The organism is Pseudomonas sp. Leaf434, assembly GCF_001425545.1.
Lineage (GTDB): Bacteria > Pseudomonadota > Gammaproteobacteria > Pseudomonadales > Pseudomonadaceae > Aquipseudomonas > Aquipseudomonas siliginis.
This window is the reverse complement of sequence record NZ_LMQZ01000009.1, coordinates 79,644-98,455: the sequence shown is the minus strand read 5'-3', so window position 1 is coordinate 98,455 and position 18,812 is coordinate 79,644. Positions and strand designations below refer to the sequence as shown.

Here is an 18,812-nt window from a genome sequence, read left to right as displayed (position 1 = left end):
GCGATTCCCCTCGGTTTCAGCCCTGCCTGCGTGTAAAGTACCGGTCATAAAAATCCTGATCAGGAACCGACCATGACCGTGGCCAAATCTTCGTTCGACATCAGCGCCAATTTCGACAGCGGCAATATCCAAGTCATCGATATCAGCAACCCGCTCAGTCCCGTCCTGGCCATCCGCCCGGACACCCGCAGCGCTCATTTTCAGTGGTTCCACTTCAAGGCCAGCGGCCTGCATGTGCACCAGGAACACTGGTTTCGCCTGGTCAACGCCAGCCAATCGACCTACAGCAAAGGCTGGCCGGGCTATCAAGCGGTGGCGTCGTATGATCACGTCAACTGGTTCCGCATCCCCACCAGCTTCGAAGGCGACAGCCTGCGCTTCTGCCTCGAAGCGGAACAGACCCACGCCTGGTTCGCCTACTTCGAACCCTACAGCCGCGGCCGCCACGACTGGTTGATCGAGCAAGCGCTAAGCAAGGCTGGCACCGAATTGCTGGCGACCGGCAAAAGTGTCGAGGGCCGCGACATTCAGCTGCTGCGCAAAGGCACCGGTGCCGAAGGCCAGCGCAAAATCTGGATCATCGCCCAGCAGCATCCGGGCGAGCACATGGCTGAATGGTTCATGGAAGGTGTGATCGAGCGTCTGGAACGACAGGACGATCCGGTATTGAACAAACTGCTGGCCAGCGCCGATCTGTATCTGGTGCCGAACATGAACCCGGACGGCGCGTTCCACGGCCACCTGCGCACCAATGCCATGGGGCAGGACTTGAACCGGGCCTGGCAGAACGCCAGCCAGGACATCAGCCCGGAAGTGCTATTCGTTCAGCAGCAGATGCAAAAGTATGGCGTCGATGCGTTTATCGACGTACACGGCGACGAAACCATACCTCACGTTTTCACCGCCGGCTGTGAAGGCAATCCTGGTTTTACGCCGCGCATCGAAAAGCTTGAAGAGCATTTCCGCAGCCACTTGAAGCACACCACCAAAGACTTCCAGACCACCTATGGCTACACCCGCGACGAACCGGGACAGGCCAACATGACCCTGGCCTGCAACAGCGTCGGACAGAAATACGACTGCCTGTCGCTGACCCTGGAGATGCCGTTCAAGGACCACGACGACCACCCGGACAAGATCACCGGCTGGTCGGGCAAACGTTCCAAGCAACTGGGTAAAGACGTGTTGACCACCCTCGCCGACATGGTCGACACCCTGCGCTGATCCCCTTCCCTGCAACAACAAAAGATCGCAGCCGGCCTGCGATCTTTTGCGTTATAGGGTCAGCCGCGATCGCGCCCGCGCAACATGCTGTCGAGCACTTCGTCACGACGCACCCAGCCATGGAACAGCGCCGCCGCCAGGTGCAGCAGCACTGTCAGAAACAGCAGATACGCCAGATAGCCATGGGACTTGCGCAGCAACGCAAACAGTTGCGCATCGGCCGGCACAATCGACGGCAGATGCAGCGACGACGTCAGCATCACTGGCTCGCCCGAGGCACTGATCATCGCCCAGCCGAGCAACGGCAACACCAGCATCAACGCATACAACAAGACGTGGGAAGCCTTGGCTGCGAGCACCTGCCAGCCCGGCAGATCATCCGGCAGCGGCGGTTGGCGCGTGGTGAAGCGCACCAGCAGGCGCACGATCACCAGCGCCAGAATCGCGATGCCCAGCGGCTTGTGCAGATGAATCAGCCATTCATGGCGAGACGACACCGAAGTGACCATGCCCGCGCCGATAAACAGCATGGCGATGATCATCAGCGCCATCAGCCAGTGCAGCAGGCGCGCCAGCAAAACGAAATGCGTCGGTTGCTTGTTCATGGACGAGCCTCCTGTTTGGCGGCGGGCAACTGGCTGACTTCGCTGGTGCGACGCAGGTAGGAATCGGCATAGCCGGCAGAACGCGCGGCCAGCAGTGGATCTTCCGAGCCTTGAATCCCGGCCGGCAGCACCAGCGGATCGTAGTTGATGTCACGGCACTCGCCACTGAGTTGCGGCTGGGTCTTCTCCAGCACCAGGGTTCCGGCGTTCAGCACTTTGCGATCTGCGGGCCAGGTCTTGCTGGCATCGTTCACCGGGTCACCGGCGTTGGCCAGGGTGATGTTCAACTGAAAGCGCAAGGGTGCGGCGGCCAGGCGTTGCACCAGATCCTTCTCGAGAAAGTCCGCGCCTTCAGGAGCCGTGGCACCCGCCGCGTCCTGCGCCAGCGGCGTCATGCTCCAGCGTACGGCCTGTTTTTTACCGTTGCCATCGACCAGATAGAACGCATTGATGCTGTTATAGGTTTCGGTGGCGTAGCTGGCCGAAGGCTTGGCGGTCTTCACCCACGTCAGAAACGGCACGGCTTCCGGATGTGCGGCAAAAAACGCCGGCACCTTCGTCGGGTCTGGCTTGCCGGTGGCTGGATCCGGCGACTGCGCCTGCTGCAATTGGTAGAACGCTTCGGGCGTGCCCACCGGAAACACCGGCATGCTGTTCATCCCGGTGCGCCATTGCTGACCGTTCGCCTGGGTGAAGCGCAGCGCCAGGCTGCGGATCGGTACGGCGCTGTCCGGCGCGTAGGGATTGCCGGCCGGCAAGGCGAAACGCCCCACCACCGGTGTCTGTGGCAGGTTGAACAGCTGTGCCGTGGAGAACGCGCGCGCCTCGCCGCTGCTTTCGAAATGGCCGATCACGCAGACACCCTTGGCGTGATTGCGACGAAAGCCGGGATGCACGCCGTTGTTCTTTTCCAGCACATCGACCAACGCTTTTGGCGTCAATCGTTGCGGGTCAAGGTTGCCATGCACGTAGGCAAACGCCCCGGCCACGGCGGCGACAATCACGGCAATGCCGCCCAGACGTAAAACCAGGCTCGCGGAGCTCAGTGTCTCGCGCGGCGGCCTGCCGGGCGGTGCAGCGTTTGGGGACGAGCGATCAACCATGAATATCTCCAGGCCATCGGCCACAAGTGGAAAGAGTCAGCAAGACGCACCCCGTCCGGGTTTATTCCACGGCGCGGTATTTATTTTTGCGCACGGGGAATAACCTGCGCTGACGGGCGTCTTCCTAGTCCACAGCGTAGCGACCAGCAGACATTCATGAGCGAATTCGACGAACAGTTGAGAGAAATCATTCCCAGATTGCGCCGCTTCGCCGTGTCGTTGACGCGCAACAGCAGCAGCGCTGACGATCTGGTCCAGGCCAGCCTCGAGCGGGCACTCTCGGCGTGGGGCGAAAAACGCGCTGACGGCGACGTGCGCGCCTGGCTGTTCGCGATCCTCTATCGGCAATTTCTCGATGCGCACCGTCGTTCGCGGCGCTATGCGCGGATGCTGGAATTTTTCACCGGTCGCGACGATGCCGAGCCGTCTGTGGAACGCACGGTGATTGCCCAGTCGACCCTGCAAGCCTTCGAACGCCTGCCGACCGAACAGCGCGCTTTGCTGCTGATGGTCTCGGTGGAAGGCCTGTCCTATAAAGAGGTCGCCGAGATCCTCGGCGCCCCGATCGGCACCGTGATGTCGCGCCTGTCCCGCGCCCGCCAGGCCTTGCGCCAACTCAGCGACGGCGAAATCAGCAGCCCTTCCTTGCGGATACTCAAATGATCAGCCTGCCTCCCAACGAACGTGATTTGCACGCCTACATCGACCACCAGCTCAGCGACGCCGATCGGCGCGTGCTCGAAACCTGGCTGGCCAGCCACCCTGAAGAAGCGGCGCAGGTTCGCGCCTGGCAACGCGACGCCCAGCAATTGCGCGCAGCGCTGAGTGGCGCGTTGCAGCAACCGGCCAATCCGGCGCTTGACCCGATGATGATTCGCCAGCGCCGTCGCCAGCAGTCCCGTCGGCACCTGGCCAGCGCGGCGGTGTTGCTGATTGCCGTGAGCATTGGCGGTTTCAGTGGCTGGCAGGCGCGGGAAATGACCCTGGCGCGCCCTGCGCAATTGCCGATGACTGACGCGTTGCAAGCCTATCGCCTGATCGCCCAGCAAGGCGTACTGCCCGCCGATTACAAGGTCGACAGCGACGGCGACATGCAGCGTTGGCTCGACCGCTACTTCAGCGGCGCCGGGCGCTTGCCGGACTTGAAAGCTGCCGGATTCGAGCCGGTCAGCGGGCGTTTGCTCAGCACCGATGAAGGCGCGGCGGCGATGGTGATGTATGAGGATGGCAGCGGTCACAAGGTCAGTTTCTACCTGCGTCCACCGGGGCCGAAAAACACCCTGCTGCCGCGCGGTTCGCGCAGCGATGGCGATCTGCAGGCCGATTACTGGTCAGGGCCGGGCTACAACTATGCGGTGGTCAGCCCGACCGACTCGCCGGCAGCAGAGTTGCTCAAGCAATCGCCACCGTTCTGAAATCCGCCTCTGGTAGGAGCTGACGAGTGCAACGAGGCTGCGATCTGTTGGCGGCAACCCAGATCAAAAGATCGCAGCCTCGTTGCACTCGTCAGCTCCTACAGGGGACCGTGCACATATTTCATGGAGCCAGCCCCTGAGCTCTGGTTACACTTGGGCCACCGCGCTCCCGGTGGAGCCCGCCCGATCAACCAGGAGCCTTTCCCGCGTGCCCGCCCGAACGCCGAAACGATCACGACTGAGCCAACGCTGGCCGTTGTTGCGCCGCCTGTTCGGCAAAAGCCTGCCCGTCAGCGCCGGGCACGATGCTCATGCCGCGACCATCCGCGATTATTTCCGCGACAAGGCCAAAAGCCAGGGCTACACCCTCAGCCGCAGTCAGCAGCACGTCATCGACTGCATGGCGCAGCAGGCCAGCGTACTGCTGGGCGACAGCGGCCACACACCGCCGAGTCTGTACCTGTACGGAGCCGTCGGGCGCGGCAAGAGCTGGTTGCTCGACGGTTTTTTCCAGGCGCTGCCGATCACGCGCAAACGTCGCCTGCACTTCCATCAGTTTTTTGCCCGGCTGCACGACGGCATGTTCCGTCACCGCCTGCAGGAAGACGCGCTGGAAATCACCCTGGATGAGTTGCTGGAAGATTGCCAGGTGCTGTGTTTCGACGAATTTCATGTGCACGACATCGGCGACGCGATGCTGATCACGCGGCTGTTCAAAGCCCTGTTCAAACGGCGGATCATGTTGCTGGTAACCTCCAACTACGCGCCGGAAGGCCTGCTGCCCAATCCGCTGTATCACGCACGCTTCAAACCGGTGATCGAGCTGATCAACACGCGCATGCAGGTGATGGAAGTCGGCGGCGCCCACGACTACCGCACGCTGAACCGCCAGCATTCGCATCAAGTGTTTACCCAAGGGCATTACGTCTGGCCGGCTACAACAGCCCAGCGCCAGGCCCAGGACCTGCCACCAGCCGATGCGCCTGCCCTTGCCCTCGAAGTTGGCAAACGCCAGCTTCAGGCCCGTTTCTGCCAAGGCCGGCGAGTCGGGTTCACCTTCAACGACCTGTGCGAACAGCCAACGGCAGTGATGGATTATCTGCAACTGTGCCAGCGTTTCGACCAGTGGATCATCGATGACCTGCCGCCGCTCGGCGAGTGTCCGATCGCCGTGCAACAGCGCTTCATCAATCTGATCGACGTGCTCTACGATCAGGACAAGCACCTGACCCTGCTCGGCCAACTGCCGCTGGGCCAGAGCCTGGAAGGTCACGCCATCGACCTGGCGCGCACGCGCAGCCGGTTGGGGCAATTGCAGGAAATCCACGCTCCCAACTGACACCCTACCCTGTGGGAGCGAGCCCTGTGGGAGCGAGCCTGCTCGCGAAAGCGGTATGTCAGTCAGGGTTCATTTAACTGATACACCGCTTTCGCGAGCAGGCTCGCTCCCACAAGGTCCCGGGACAACTCAAAATCCGTTCAGCATCCGCTTTACCGCTATCATGTCGCCCATTCCCGCGCCCCCGCGTCGCTCCACCGATCAATAGCGAAACCAGACATGCACACCCTTGCTCAACTGCGCGCCGGCAAGCTGTCAGGCATTACCCGCCTCGACCTGTCCTGCGGGCTGACCGAATTCCCCCGCGAAATATTCCAACTGGCCGACACGCTGGAAGTGCTCAACCTCAGCGGCAATGCGTTATCCAGCCTGCCCGATGACCTGCATCGCCTGACCCGCCTGCGCGTGCTGTTCTGCTCCGACAACCAGTTCAGCGAACTGCCGGCGTGCCTCGGCCAATGCACCGCGCTGACGATGGTCGGCTTCAAGGCCAACCGCATCGTCAATGTCCCTGGTGACGCTCTGCCGCCGCAGCTGCGCTGGCTGATCCTCACCGATAACCGCATCGCAAGCCTGCCCAGCGAACTCGGTGAACGGCCCGCCCTGCAGAAGCTCATGCTCGCCGGCAATCGCCTGCAATCGCTGCCAGACTCCCTGCGTCACTGCCATCGGCTGGAATTGCTGCGCATCGCCGCCAACCAGCTCAACGAGCTGCCGCAATGGCTGCTGACCTTGCCGAGCCTGACCTGGCTGGCCTATGCCGGCAATCCGCTGGAGACCGAAGCCGATGCCGCTGCCCTTGAGGCCACGCCGCTGATCGACTGGTCGACGCTGCGCATGGAACAGCAACTGGGCGAAGGCGCTTCCGGGGTGATTTCCCGGGCAGTCTGGCAGCGTGACGATGGCACGGCGCAAGCGGTTGCGGTGAAGCTGTACAAAGGCGAGATGACCAGCGACGGCTCGCCGTTGCATGAGATGAACGCCTGCATCACCGCCGGTTTGCACCCCAACCTGATCCGCGTCGAGGGCCGCATCAGCGGCCACCCCGATCAGCAGCAGGGATTGGTGATGCAGTTGATAGATCCGAGCTTCGGCAATCTCGCCGGCTTGCCGAGCCTGGTCTCGTGCTCGCGGGATGTTTATGCCGAGGACTGCCGGTTCACGGCGGAGGTTGCCCTGCGCGTCGCCCAAGGCATCGCCTCAGCGGCCGAGCACCTGCACCACCAAGGCATTACCCACGGCGATCTGTATGGCCACAACATTCTGTTGAACGATCAGGGCGATTGTCTGCTGGGGGATTTCGGCGCGGCGTCGTTTCATGCCACCGGCGATGATGTGCAGACGCGCGCATTGCAGCGCCTGGAAGTCCGTGCGTTCGGTGTGTTGTTGGGGGAATTGCTGGAGCGTGTCGACTCAGGATTGAGTACGGAGCGGCGCGCGCACCTGGAGGCGCTGGAACGACGCTGCTGTCAGGCCGATGTGCTGGGGCGGCCGGGGTTCAGTGAAGTCATCGAGATGCTGGAGAATCTGTGACCGCTGCGCGGTCATTCGCGAGCAGGCTCGCTCCCACATTGGAATGCATTGCAAATGTGGGAGCCAGCCTGCTCGAGAAGAGGTCATTACTGGCGCGACGGATCAGCCAGCCAGACCAACAAACATGTCCTGCACGTCATCATGGTTGTCGAGGCCTTCGAGGAACGCCTCGACTTCAGCCATCTGCTCGTCGCTCAAGCCGCTGACCGGGTTCTTCGGCTGGTAGCCGAGCTTGGCCGAGAGCACGGTGAAGCCTTGTTCCGGCAGGGCTTTCTGCACAGCGTCGAGGTCGGTCGGGTCGGTGAGGAACAGCGTCGCGCCCTCTTCGCCCGGCTCGAAATCCTGGGCACCGGCTTCGATCGCAGCCATTTCCGGATCGGCTTCCGGGCTGTCCGGCGAGGCTTCGATCATGCCGACGTGGTTGAACATCCACGCCACCGAACCCGAAGCGCCCAACTGGCCCTTGCGGAACGCCACACGAATTTCCGCGACGGTGCGGTTGATGTTGTCGGTGACGCATTCGACGATCAGCGGCACCTGATGCGGCGCGAAGCCTTCGTAGGTCACGCGATGGTATTGCACGGTTTCACCCAGCAGACCGGCGCCTTTCTTGATCGCGCGATCGAGGGTTTCTTTTGGCATCGAGGCTTTTTTCGCCTGTTCGACCACCAGACGCAGGTGTGCGTTGGTGGCGGTATCGGCACCGTTGCGCGCAGCAATGGTGATTTCCTTCACCAGTTTGCCGAAGATCTTCCCTTTGGCGTTGGCTGCCGCTTCTTTGTGTTTAACCTTCCACTGTGCGCCCATTACTCACTCTCTTGATCTGTGGCGCCGAGACATCTATTGGCCGACGCGTGGCGGCAAGTTTATACGGCCTAAAGTCGGCAATCGACCAAAAAAACAGCCGACGGAATCGACATCTTCACCAAAGCATGTAGGGGGATTCTGAAAAGCGCCTTTGACATGACCATTCAGCCCGACGGTTTCGTACCCTTGAAACCCCGTATCGCCTGACAGGGCCTGCTCGAATGCTCAATGACAAGGAAAGTCCCTTCACCCTTACGCTGACCGACAGCGGATTGCGCCTGCCGGTGGTGCGTTTTCGCGGCGAGGAAGCGCTGAACCAGCCTTACCGTTTCGACATCGAACTGCTCGGACTGGCCCCGGCCATCGTCCCGGGATCCTTCCTGCACAGGCCAGCCTTTTTGCGGCTCAGTGAGCAGCACGGGTTCCACGGCGTCATTTCCAGCGCCAGCTGCGAACATCGCGGGACGCATCGGGTCGGCTATCGACTGATTCTGGTGCCGCATCTGCAACAACTGGCGCAAACGCATAAGCGCCGCGTGTTTACTCACCTGAGTGTGCCGCAGATCATTCAACAACTGCTCGAAGAACATGCCCTGCCAGCGCACAGCTACCGCATTGAAATGAGCGTCGGTCACTACCCGGCAAGGGCGTTTTGCATTCAGTACGAAGAAAGCGATCTGGCACTGGTGCAGCGGCTATGCGAAGAAGAAGGCATCCACTATCACTTCGAACATGGGCCGGACGGACACGTCGTGGTGTTCGCTGACGACAGCCTGAGCCTGCCGCAGGAACCGGTCGAAATCCCTTTCAGTGCTGATGAGCAACCACCGTCGCCCTGCGTCAGCGCGCTCTATCAACAGCATCGCGCGGCGCCTGTACCGATGCTGCATGCGGTGCGCAATCGCGGTCAGCCAACCGGCAATGCCGAAGCCGCCAACGAGGTCTCGACCGAGTTGCCGATGCCCGCGCGATCGCCGGAACGTCTGCACGCCGAACAACGCAGCCGACGTCATCTGCAACGCCAACGCTGCCAGTTGCGCTCCATTCACGGGCGCAGTGATTGCAGCGATTTGCTCAGTGGACGACTGCTGCTTGTGGCCGACCACCCGATTCATCATTTCAACGAACAATGGCTGATCAGCGCGGTGCGCCACCACGGGCAGCACCCTTCGATCCTTGATCCGGCGCCAAGCGTTCAGCGTTATCACAACGACTTCACTGCGCAGCCCTGGTCGACCGATTTCCGTCCGCCACTCAAACAAACTCGCCCGAATATTGCCGGTTATCACTTGGCGAAAGTGGCGGGTGCGCCTGGGCAACCTGCGCAAGTGGACGAAAACGGCTGCCTCGCTGTAAGCCTGTGGCCGGCTGAGGATAAATCCGCCAGCGACGCCCTGTGGCTGCCGATCGCCATGAGCCGGCTCAGCGGCCCCGTCGCCGTCGATCAATTACCGCGCGCCGGAAGTGAAGTGTGGGTGAGTTTCCTCGACAGCGATCCGGACCGACCGATCCTGTGCCTCAGCCACGCACGCCAGCCGCCGGAGCGCGAATCAGAGCCCGTGCGCGACAGCCTGTTGCTCGACTGGCTGAGCCACCGCGCCGAGCATTGATCGGCGCCTCAGCCTTTGTCCGCCTTGCCCGCCGCCGCCGCGAACCTGGCCAGGCGCACGTCCAGATGCCGAGGCCGGCGCCCGTGATCTTCGGCGCGCTCCTTGCGGCGGATGGCGTTGCGCACCATCAACGAGCCGAGGTAGCGGATGGGTTCCGGCGGGAAATAACCCAGCGGCCCGTTGACCAGCGGCGAGCGGGTCCACGGGTTATCCAGGCCTTGCACCAGCGCGGCGAGAATCTGCCCGCCCATGTGACACGGGCCGACGCCGCTGCCGGAATAACCGAAGCCGTAAAACACATTGCCCGCCAAGCTCATCTGGCCGAAGAACGGCAAACCGGTCACCGAACGATCCGACGGGCCGTTCCACGTCGCGTCGATTTTGACATCGGCGAACGCCGGGAAAAAATCCGCGAGACTGCGCTTGAGCAATCCGGCATAAGGCGACGGCTGATCGAACACCGGCAGCATCCGCCCGCCATAGGCAAAGGTGTTGCCGCCCTTGCCGAGCATGATCCGGCCGTCCGGGGTGTTGTGGTAGTAATGCACGAAAATCCGCGAATCGAGGACGGTGACGCCGCTGGTCAAACCGATTTGCTGCAACAGGTCCGGGCGCGGTTCGGTGATCAGCATGTCACTGGAAACGATCGCCACACTGCGCTCGAACTGAGGAAACGCGCGGGCCATCCACGCATTCATCGCCAGCACCACGCGGTCGGCGATGACCTTGCCGCCGGGCGTGTGGATGCGTGCCGGGCGGCCCTCTTCCAGCCCGGTCATCGCCGTGCCTTCATGGATCTTCACGCCCGATTGCAGCGCCACCCGGCGCAGGCCGCGCACCAGTTTGCCCGGTTGCACGCTGGCAGCCGCCGGGGAAAACCAGCCCTCCAGGTGTTTTGCTGAGCCAGCCATGCGCTGCACATCGGCGAGCGGTCGCTGGCTGAACGAGTTGATGCCGTTACGCTCCAGCGCCGCGATCACCGCGTCAGTTGCGCCGACCTGGGCGCGATTGGTCGCGGTGTACAGCGTGCCGTCGAGGCGGTAGTCGGCATCGACGCCGTACTGCTCGCAGAACTCGCCGATCGCATGGATGCTGCGCTCGGATTCCTTGACCAGACGCACCGCTTCTTCGACGCCGAACAAGCGCTCCAGGGTGAAATACTTGGCCGACCATGACAGTGCGCAACCACCATTACGGCCACTGGCGCCGGCACCGCAGATGTCAGCTTCGATCAGCAACACCTCCAGCTCGGGGTTTTGCTGCTTGAGCATGATCGCCGTCCACAATCCGGTGTAGCCGCCGCCAACGATGCACACATCGGTGCGCACCTCGCCTTGCAGCGGTGGACACTGCTCGGATGGGTCGGCCTGCAAGGCTTGCTCGAGCCAGAACGGTCGCATGGGAAATCTCCAGTCAGAAGGTCACGACGCAACCTGCCGCGCACCGCGCAGCAGGCGACGGGGCGAAGGGTTTCAGGAACGCAGCGGTTTGACGCTCAGCGGGCAGTTGGGGATCGTTGCGCGCGGCTCCATCACGCCGACCGGCCGACTGTTCCAGTGCGGAATCAGCACCAGCGCCGAGAACAGCGCGCATCCGGCGAAGACGATGAACACCGTCACCGAGTCGAAGTAGCCCGGTAGCAAACCGCCGAGCACCGCGCCTACGGAGCCGCAGCCGTTGACGAAACCGGCGGCGGTGGCACCGGCCTTGGCCTTGCCGAAATCGATGGCGGCCGCACCGCTGATCATCGAGTCCGGGCCGTACAACGTCAGGCCCATGACGAACAGCAACGCGACGACCAACAACACGCTGCCGGTGTTCAGCGCAGCCATGAACAGCGCCAGCGTTACGGTCAGCGCCAACAGACTCAGCACGCAGGCCGGCATGCGTCGGGCGCCGAAGAGTTTGTCCGAGGCCAGGCCGATCATGATCGGCCCGAGCAATCCGGCCAGTTCAAACGCGGTTGGAATGATCGCCGCGCCGACCTTGCCGACACTGGGCATCTGCTCGAAAACAATCACCGGGCCCCACAACAGAATCGCGTAGCGCGCCGGTTTCAGCAGGAAATACGCCAGGCCCAGCACCAGCACCGTGCGGTTGCGCAGGATTTCCTTTAACGGCTCCCACACGCTGAGTTTGCTGTTGGCTGCGGTTTCCTCGGCGGTCAGTTCCGGCTCGGGCTCCACCGCCGGCAAGCCGACGTCTTCCGGTTTGTTGCGCTGGAAGATAAAGAACAGCACGGCCACCACCGCGACCACCGCCGCGCTGGAAATGAATGCCGCGTGCCAGGTGCCGACCAGCGTGTAGGCCCACCAGCCGGCGAACGGCGAGGCGACCAGGCCACCAAACGCGTAACAGGAACTCCACAAGCCGAGCACCCGCCCGCGCTGCTCTGACGGGAAGAAGCTGCCAAGGTTTTTACACAGCCCGGACCAGCCAGTGGACTGCGCCAGACCTTGAATCAACATACACGTGGCGAAGATCGGCAATGTAGCGAAACTGCCCATCACCAGCGCCGCAGCGGCGGATATCAGCAAACCGCCAAGCACCACCACTCGCGGGCCAAAGCGATCGGCGAGCATGCCCCAGGTGAACTGTCCGAGGGCATACGCCGCCAGATAGATCGCGTCGAGGTTGGCCATGGCCATTTTGTCGAGGGTGAAATCAGGGTCTTCGGCGATGCCCAGTTTGGCCACCGAAAACGCTTTGCGGGTGAAGTAGAACGCGGCGTACGCGAGCCAGGTAATAGCGAAGATCTGCACGCGCCAACGCGCCAGGGTGCCGATGTGCTTGTTCATGGTGGTTCTGACCTCAGGGTGTGAGTGTGCCGGCAGAATCGTTAAGAAAAACGCCTGTGTTTTTTATTGTTGAGCACTGCGATACCGCCCCTTCCCTTCGGCGATAACGGTCAGATGAGTCTGCTGTTGCACGCACAGGCTCATGGGCCGGCGCCGCTGCTCGACCGAGCAGTCAGCGATGGCGTGAGCCGATCAAACCAATTACTGTTTAATAAATAAAATCGATTTATCGTATTTCACACATAAGCTGAGCTTGTTACTGGAGCCACCATGTCTGTCTCTCACGCCCAACTCAAAGCGTTCCACGCGGTGGCCGTCCATGGCAGCTTCACCTGCGCCGCCGAGCGGCTTTATCTGACGCAACCAGCGATTTCCGACCAAGTACGCAAACTCGAAGAACGCTTCGGCGTGCTGCTGTTTCACCGCAATAAACGTTCCGTACGCCTGACCGATCTCGGCGAGCGCCTGCTGGCGATCACTCAGCGCCTGTTCGTGATCGAAGCCGAAGCGCAGGAATTGCTGCAAGAATCCCAGGCCCTGCAGACCGGCAGCCTGATTCTCGCGGTGGACGCGCCGATCCACGTGTTGCCGCAGATCGCACGGTTCTGCGAGCGCTACCCGGGCATCAGCGTGAAAATCGAGACCGGCAATACCGATGAATCGCTGTTTCGCCTGTTCAACTATCAGGCCGATCTGGCGCTGCTCGGCCGCGACGTAACCGATGAACGCTTGCTGTGTGTGCCGTTGCGCAACGATCCGATGGTGGCGTTCGTTTCGCGCAATCATCCGTGGGCCGAGCGCGAATCGATCTGTCTGGCCGATCTGGATGACACGCCGCTGGTGCTGCGTGAGATCGGTTCGGTGACACGGCAGACCCTGGAAGAGGAAATGGCCCGCGCAGGTTTGCGCATCCGCCCGGCGATTCAGGTTGAAGGTCGGGAAGCGGCGCGCGAAGCCGTGGTGGTGGGGATCGGGGTTGGTGTGGTTTCAGCGGCGGAGTTCGGCGCCGACTCACGGGTCTGCGCGTTGCCGATCACCGATTGCACGAGGCGCCTGACCGAAACCCTGGTGTGCTTGCGCGAACAGAGTTCGCGGCGGGTGGTGGCGACGTTTCTCGATATGGTTCGCGAGAGTCTTGCGTAAACAGTATCGGCCCCTTCGCGAGCAGGCTCGCTCCCACATGGGACCGCGCTCTGCAATGTGGGAGCGAGCCTGCTCGCGAAAAAGTCGCCACGGTTTTCAGGCTGGTGCCAGATCAAAAAACGCCTGAATCAAGCGCAACTCGCGCCGGCGCTCCATGCAGCCAATCATGTGCCGGTTCATCAGCCCTTCCCCGGCAATCGGGATCGCCACCACGCGCGGGTCATGACTGACCTCCACCGATGACACCACACCGACACCCAACTCGGCCGCGACCGCTTCGGTCACCGCCTCGCGACTGTCCAGCTCCAGCAACACCCGCGGCTGAATCGAGGCCTGCGCACACGCTTGATCAAAAGTGCGCCGGGTAATCGAACTCGGCTCGCGCAGGACCATGATCACTTGGTCCAGCTCCTTGAGTTTCACGTCAGCGGAGCGATTCGCCCAGCGATGCCCCGCCGGCACCAACGCGCAGATCCGCGATTCGCTCAGCGCTTGCAGATGCAGGCCCTTGCGCGGCTCGACCTCGGTCAGCACCGCGACATCGGCGTGCTCCGACAACAGCGCCGCCAGGGTTTCCTGCGCGTTGCCCAGACGCAGGTTGACGGTGATCCCCGGATAGCGTGCGCGCAAACTCGCCAGCATCGGCATGACCATGTGCGGCCCATCCGCCGCCACCTCCAGACGCCCGGTCAGTAACTGCCGATTGGCCTCGAGCAGCGTCTGCGCTTCTTCCGCCAGGCCGAACATGGCGCGGGTGATCGCCGCCAGTTTGGTGCCCTCCTCGGTCAGTTCCACCCGTCGCGCGGTGCGCCGCAGCAAGGTGATCTGGTAGTGCTCTTCCAGTGCCTTGATGTGTCCGGTGACCGCCGGCTGGCTGATGAACAACCGCGCAGCCGCGCGGGTGAAGCTGCCTTCGCGGGCCACGGCATCGAAGGCGCGCAGCTGAAACAGATTCATGGATAACCCTCACTGATGGCTGGCATAACAACAAACAATTTGATTGATGCAGCGGCGAATTGCAACGTAGGCCCCGTAGCTTCATCCCACAGCGTTTTCGCGAGGACACCCGAATGAGTACCGCCGCACCGATTCTGCTCACTCCCGGCCCGTTGACCACTTCGGCCCGCACCCGTCAGGCCATGATGGTCGATTGGGGTTCGTGGGATGACCGCTTCAACCAGCTGACCGCCAGCCTGTGCGAGCAATTGCTGGCCATCCTCAACGGCGCCGCCAGCCACCATTGCGTACCGTTACAGGGCAGCGGCACCTTCGCCGTCGAAGCGGCGATCGGCACGCTGGTACCGCGTGATGGCAAAATCCTCGTGCTGATCAACGGCGCTTACGGCAAACGGCTGGCGAAGATCTGCGATGTGCTTGGGCGCTCGTTCAGCACCTTCGAAACCGCGGAAGACGAACCGACCACCGCCGCCGACGTCGACCGTTTGCTGCGCGCCGATGCTGACATTACGCACGTGGCGCTGATCCACTGCGAAACCAGCACCGGCATTCTCAATCCGCTGGCCGAGATCGCCGAGGTCGTTGCGCAACATGGCAAACGTCTGATCATCGACGCCATGAGCTCATTCGGCGCGTTGCCGGTGGATGCGCAAAAAGTACCGTTCGACGCGCTGATCGCCGCCTCCGGCAAATGCCTGGAAGGTGTACCGGGGATGGGTTTTGTCTTCGCCCGCAAGGAATCGCTGGCCGCATCTGCCGGTAACTCGCACTCGCTGGCGATGGACCTGTACGACCAGCACGCCTACATGATGAAAACCGGGCAATGGCGCTTCACCCCGCCCACCCATGTGGTCGCGGCGCTGCACGAAGCGCTACTGCAATACAGCGAAGAAGGCGGTCTGCCGGCGCGGCATGCGCGTTATGCGGCCAACTGTCAGGCGCTGATGGAAGAGATGAACAAGCTCGGCTTGCGCAGCTTCCTGCCGGCGGCGATTCAGGCGCCGATCATCGCCACTTTCCATGCCCCGCAGGATCCGCGTTACCAGTTCAAGGACTTCTATGAGCGGGTCAAGGCCAAGGGTTACATCCTCTACCCCGGCAAGCTGACCCAGGTCGAAACTTTCCGCGTCGGCTGCATCGGCCACGTCACCCCGGACGAAATGCGCCAGGCCGTAGCAGCAGTAGGTGAAGTGCTGCGCGAGATGGAAGTGCTCGATATCTGAGCCTCACCAAAAATCCCCTGTGGGAGCGAGCCTGCTCGCGAAAGCGTCGTCCCAGGCGACACATACGCTGATGTCAGACCGCTTTCGCGAGCAGGCTCGCTCCCACATTTTGATCTCATATTCAAATCAGGAATTCACGCCATGAACTACACCAATCCAAGCAAGCTGCAAGCCGCGATCCTCGACTGGGCCGGTACCGTGGTCGATTTCGGCTCGTTCGCGCCGACGCAGATCTTCGTCGAAGCCTTCGCCGAGTTCGATGTGCAGGTGTCGATTGAAGAGGCCCGTGGGCCGATGGGCATGGGCAAGTGGGATCACATCCGCACCCTCTGTGATCAGCCGCAAGTGGCCGAGCGTTATCGCAAGGTATTCGGTCGCACGCCGACCGACGATGATGTTACCGCTATCTACAACCGCTTCATGCCGTTGCAGATCGAGAAAATCGCCGAGCACTCGGCACTGATTCCCGGCGCGCTGGACGCCATCGCCCAACTGCGCGCGCAAGGGATCAAGATCGGTTCCTGCTCCGGCTACCCGAAAGCGGTGATGGACAAAGTCGTCGAACTCGCCGCCAGCAATGGCTACGTCGCCGACCACGTGGTCGCCACCGACGAAGTGCCAAACGGTCGTCCATGGCCGGCGCAAGCGTTGGCCAACGTGATCGCTCTGGGCATCGACGATGTTGCAGCGTGCGTGAAGATCGACGACACCGTGCCGGGCATTCTCGAAGGTCGCCGGGCCGGCATGTGGACGGTTGCGCTGATTTGCTCGGGCAACGCGCTGGGTCTGGATTATGAGGGTTTCCGCGCGCTGGGCAGCGACGAACTGGCCAGCGAGCGCAAGCGCATCCACGCGCTGTTTGAAAGCTCGCGCCCGCATTACATGATCGACACCATCAGCGATCTGCCGGAAGTGATCGCCGACATCAACAAGCGTCTGGCCAACGGTGAGATGCCGCAAAACGCCTGAGGCCGATAACCGGAACACCGCTGATCCATGACAATCAGCGGTGTTTTTTTTGCACTGTCTTGAATAAATATATTGCCCGGTTATTACTTACTCTGAAACAAGGTTGCCCTCTGCGTCGTACGCACTACCATCGGGATGTTTAACGCTTCCGTCAGGCAACTGTTCAGTTCCATCTTCCCAGACAATACGGCCATCCGGATATTCAACGGTATTATCAGACCATACGATCCGCCCGTCCGGATACTCTACCCGGCCGTCGTCATATTGAATGATGCCGTCGGGACGCTTGATCGAAGTCTTATCAACGTCAACCACGCTACCGTCAGGCAGTGTGGTCGAACCATCGACATTGACGGTCGCACCGAGTGTTTGAATCAGCGTAATCAAGGCCACCGGATCGATGTTGATGTTAAGGGTCGGCCATGGCATTGGCGGACGCTTGGTATCGACCGGCGCTACTGGTGCGGTCGGCGCAACTGGTTTGGTTGGGGCTACCGGTTTGGTTGGCGCCACTGGTTTGGTCGGTGCTACTGGCTTGGTTGGCGCCACTGGCTTGGTCGGCGCTACCGGTTTGGTTGGTGCCACTGGCTTGGTCGGCGCTACCGGTTTGGTTGGTGCTACTGGCTTGGTTGGCGCTACCGGCTTGGTCGGCGCTACCGGTTTGGTTGGTGCTACTGGCTTGGTTGGTGCCACTGGTTTGGTCGGTGCTACGGGTTTGGTCGGTGCTACGGGTTTGGTTGGCGCCACTGGCTTTGGTGTAGTGGTAGTGGGGCGAGGCTTGGAGATCGGACTTTTCATATTCACACTCAAATTTACAAATATAATTATGATCTTTAATAACAAACTAAAGAGCCGAACCAACAATAATCACGCACAACAAACTATTCAAACCAAAAGAACCTACAAGATATAAGCAACATAGAGTTACGCCCACAGTTCAACGCACACCAACAACTTTAAATAAGCAGAAATAATAAACCGTACAAATAAGACTTTTGTGTGTTGCAAATATCATTACGCCGAAACGCTGGCATGTACTGATCGCGTCCATCGGCTATGTCATTGCAAATCCGCGTCGCCCCTGCAAGCCCCCCGTGTGGATAAAGATCAGACGCGTGCCGATGGCAAATTCGCCTGCTTCGACATGCTGCTTGAGCGCCAGCAAGGCCTTGCCGGTGTACAGCGGTTCCAAAGGGATGCCGCTGGTTTGCTCGGTCTGATCGATGAAGGTCAGCAACGCCTCGTCAACTATGGCGAAACCACCACGGCTGGCGTCGATCAGTTGATAGTCCGCCGCAGGCTCGGTGGCGGGCGCGAGGATCGACTCGATGTTCGGCGCTACGCCGTGATCATCCGGTACCGCCAGAGCACCGTACACCGCGCGCTTGCCTTGCTCGGCGAGCGCCAGCCCGGCCAGTGTCGTGCCGGTGCCACAGGCCAGCCACCAGGCGTCGAAATCATCCCAGCCCAGCTTGGCCAATTGCTCTTCGGCTTGCTGCCTGATCGCTGCGCAACCCAGTGCGCCGGCCAGTCCACCACTGCCCTCGGGCACTGCACGCAGCGTCGGATATTGCGCTTGCCATGGCGTCCAGAATCCCGCTTCGTGCCGCGCGCGATAGCCGGCGTAACCCAGCCAATGCAACTGCATGCCGAACGCTTGCAGATCCCGCACTGTCGGCGTGTCCTGCGGGTGCCCGCGCAGCAGTCCCACGGTTTTGAAACCCAGCCGTTTGCCCGCCGCCGCCAGCGCGTGCAGGTGATTGGAATGTGCACCGCCGAGGCTGATGATACCCTCGGCGCCGGCACGCTCGGCGGCTTTGAGGTGTTCGACGAGTTTGAACCACTTGTTGCCGCTGATCAGCGGGTCGATGCGGTCCAGGCGCAGGATCGCAACCTCGATGCCGGCAGCTGCAAGCCAGTCCAGATGGAGCGGTTCGAGAGGGGCCGGGGGTAGCCAGTTGGGGGGAGGCAAAAGCATGGGCACTGCACAGTCTGGAAAAGACCACATACTAGTAGGAGCTGCCGCAGGCTGCGATCTTTTGATCTTGCTTTTGAAATCAGGATCAACAGATCGCAGCCTTCGGCA

The 18,812-nt window shown here is 61.6% G+C and carries 18 protein-coding genes; 10 read left to right on the top strand and 8 right to left on the bottom strand.

All coding sequences use genetic code 11. From position 1 onward, the window contains the following. Window positions 1-72 precede the first annotated feature (72 nt). Window positions 73-1,224 (top strand): M14 family metallopeptidase, encoded by a 1,152-nt coding sequence (locus ASG55_RS17910; RefSeq protein ID WP_056788813.1) that lies wholly within the window; start codon window positions 73-75, stop codon window positions 1,222-1,224. Window positions 1,225-1,283: 59 nt separating this feature from the next. On the opposite strand, the gene ASG55_RS17905 is transcribed toward ASG55_RS17910, so the two are convergent. Together ASG55_RS17905 and ASG55_RS17900 are read right to left on the bottom strand one after the other, a co-directional pair. Continuing rightward, window positions 1,284-1,829 (bottom strand): cytochrome b, encoded by a 546-nt coding sequence (locus tag ASG55_RS17905; RefSeq protein ID WP_041477122.1) that lies wholly within the window; start codon window positions 1,827-1,829, stop codon window positions 1,284-1,286. After that, the gene (locus ASG55_RS17900) at window positions 1,826-2,932 is read right to left on the bottom strand and encodes a catalase family peroxidase (protein ID WP_056788810.1); all 1,107 of its coding nucleotides are present in this window, start codon (window positions 2,930-2,932) and stop codon (window positions 1,826-1,828) included. The genes ASG55_RS17905 and ASG55_RS17900 overlap by 4 nt, the downstream gene beginning before the upstream one ends. A 156-nt stretch (window positions 2,933-3,088) precedes the next feature. Here ASG55_RS17900 and ASG55_RS17895 point away from each other — a divergent pair, with 156 nt between their 5' ends. The 4 genes from ASG55_RS17895 to ASG55_RS17880 all read left to right on the top strand — a co-directional run bounded on the left by ASG55_RS17895 (window position 3,089) and on the right by ASG55_RS17880 (window position 7,219). Continuing rightward, window positions 3,089-3,595, top strand: a complete 507-nt coding sequence (locus ASG55_RS17895; RefSeq protein WP_056788806.1) for an RNA polymerase sigma factor — start codon at window positions 3,089-3,091, stop codon at window positions 3,593-3,595. Then, on the top strand, window positions 3,592-4,347 hold the full coding sequence (locus tag ASG55_RS17890) for an anti-sigma factor family protein (RefSeq protein WP_056788803.1): 756 nt from the start codon (window positions 3,592-3,594) through the stop codon (window positions 4,345-4,347). The genes ASG55_RS17895 and ASG55_RS17890 overlap by 4 nt, the downstream gene beginning before the upstream one ends. Window positions 4,348-4,555: 208 nt before the next feature. Further along, window positions 4,556-5,686 carry a cell division protein ZapE gene (zapE, locus tag ASG55_RS17885; protein ID WP_056788800.1) on the top strand — a complete coding sequence of 377 codons (1,131 nt, stop codon included), beginning with the start codon at window positions 4,556-4,558 and terminating at the stop codon, window positions 5,684-5,686. A 219-nt stretch (window positions 5,687-5,905) separates the two neighbouring features. Further along, window positions 5,906-7,219, top strand: a complete 1,314-nt coding sequence (locus ASG55_RS17880; protein ID WP_056788797.1) for a protein kinase — start codon at window positions 5,906-5,908, stop codon at window positions 7,217-7,219. Between the two features lie 102 nt (window positions 7,220-7,321). Here ASG55_RS17880 and ASG55_RS17875 read toward each other — a convergent pair whose 3' ends face one another. Then, complete coding sequence (locus ASG55_RS17875) at window positions 7,322-8,026, bottom strand: YebC/PmpR family DNA-binding transcriptional regulator (RefSeq protein WP_041477129.1); 705 nt, start codon at window positions 8,024-8,026, stop codon at window positions 7,322-7,324. 221 nt (window positions 8,027-8,247) lie between these two features. Here ASG55_RS17875 and ASG55_RS17870 point away from each other — a divergent pair, with 221 nt between their 5' ends. Further along, on the top strand, window positions 8,248-9,636 hold the full coding sequence (locus ASG55_RS17870) for a type VI secretion system Vgr family protein (RefSeq protein ID WP_056788794.1): 1,389 nt from the start codon (window positions 8,248-8,250) through the stop codon (window positions 9,634-9,636). 8 nt (window positions 9,637-9,644) lie between these two features. On the opposite strand, the gene ASG55_RS17865 is transcribed toward ASG55_RS17870, so the two are convergent. Together ASG55_RS17865 and ASG55_RS17860 are read right to left on the bottom strand one after the other, a co-directional pair. Further along, window positions 9,645-11,036, bottom strand: a complete 1,392-nt coding sequence (locus ASG55_RS17865) for an FAD-dependent oxidoreductase (protein WP_056788790.1) — start codon at window positions 11,034-11,036, stop codon at window positions 9,645-9,647. Window positions 11,037-11,108: 72 nt separating this feature from the next. Beyond that, window positions 11,109-12,434, bottom strand: coding sequence for an MFS transporter (locus ASG55_RS17860; protein ID WP_056788787.1), 1,326 nt, complete (start codon window positions 12,432-12,434; stop codon window positions 11,109-11,111). 270 nt (window positions 12,435-12,704) lie between these two features. On the opposite strand from ASG55_RS17860, the gene ASG55_RS17855 reads away from it, so the two are divergent. Next, window positions 12,705-13,577: a LysR family transcriptional regulator gene (locus ASG55_RS17855; protein ID WP_056788784.1), complete on the top strand. Its 873-nt coding sequence runs from the start codon at window positions 12,705-12,707 to the stop codon at window positions 13,575-13,577. 96 nt (window positions 13,578-13,673) lie between these two features. On the opposite strand, the gene ASG55_RS17850 is transcribed toward ASG55_RS17855, so the two are convergent. Beyond that, window positions 13,674-14,534 carry a LysR substrate-binding domain-containing protein gene (locus ASG55_RS17850; RefSeq protein ID WP_056788780.1) on the bottom strand — a complete coding sequence of 287 codons (861 nt, stop codon included), beginning with the start codon at window positions 14,532-14,534 and terminating at the stop codon, window positions 13,674-13,676. A gap of 113 nt (window positions 14,535-14,647) precedes the next feature. On the opposite strand from ASG55_RS17850, the gene ASG55_RS17845 reads away from it, so the two are divergent. Next, entirely contained in the window at window positions 14,648-15,757 is a 1,110-nt protein-coding gene (locus ASG55_RS17845; RefSeq protein ID WP_056788777.1) for a 2-aminoethylphosphonate--pyruvate transaminase, read from the top strand. A 141-nt stretch (window positions 15,758-15,898) separates the two neighbouring features. Next, complete coding sequence (gene phnX, locus ASG55_RS17840) at window positions 15,899-16,726, top strand: phosphonoacetaldehyde hydrolase (RefSeq protein ID WP_041477139.1); 828 nt, start codon at window positions 15,899-15,901, stop codon at window positions 16,724-16,726. Between the two features lie 87 nt (window positions 16,727-16,813). Here phnX and ASG55_RS17835 read toward each other — a convergent pair whose 3' ends face one another. Beyond that, on the bottom strand, window positions 16,814-17,155 hold the full coding sequence (locus ASG55_RS17835) for a hypothetical protein (protein ID WP_143498023.1): 342 nt from the start codon (window positions 17,153-17,155) through the stop codon (window positions 16,814-16,816). Between ASG55_RS17835 and ASG55_RS27530 the strand changes: the two genes are divergently transcribed. After that, entirely contained in the window at window positions 17,133-17,639 is a 507-nt protein-coding gene (locus ASG55_RS27530) for a collagen-like protein (protein WP_082530311.1), read from the top strand. The two genes, ASG55_RS17835 and ASG55_RS27530, sit on opposite strands and share 23 nt — an antisense overlap. A 141-nt stretch (window positions 17,640-17,780) precedes the next feature. On the opposite strand, the gene ASG55_RS17825 is transcribed toward ASG55_RS27530, so the two are convergent. Further along, window positions 17,781-18,704 carry a 1-aminocyclopropane-1-carboxylate deaminase/D-cysteine desulfhydrase gene (locus tag ASG55_RS17825; protein ID WP_056788771.1) on the bottom strand — a complete coding sequence of 308 codons (924 nt, stop codon included), beginning with the start codon at window positions 18,702-18,704 and terminating at the stop codon, window positions 17,781-17,783. Window positions 18,705-18,812: the final 108 nt, after the last annotated feature.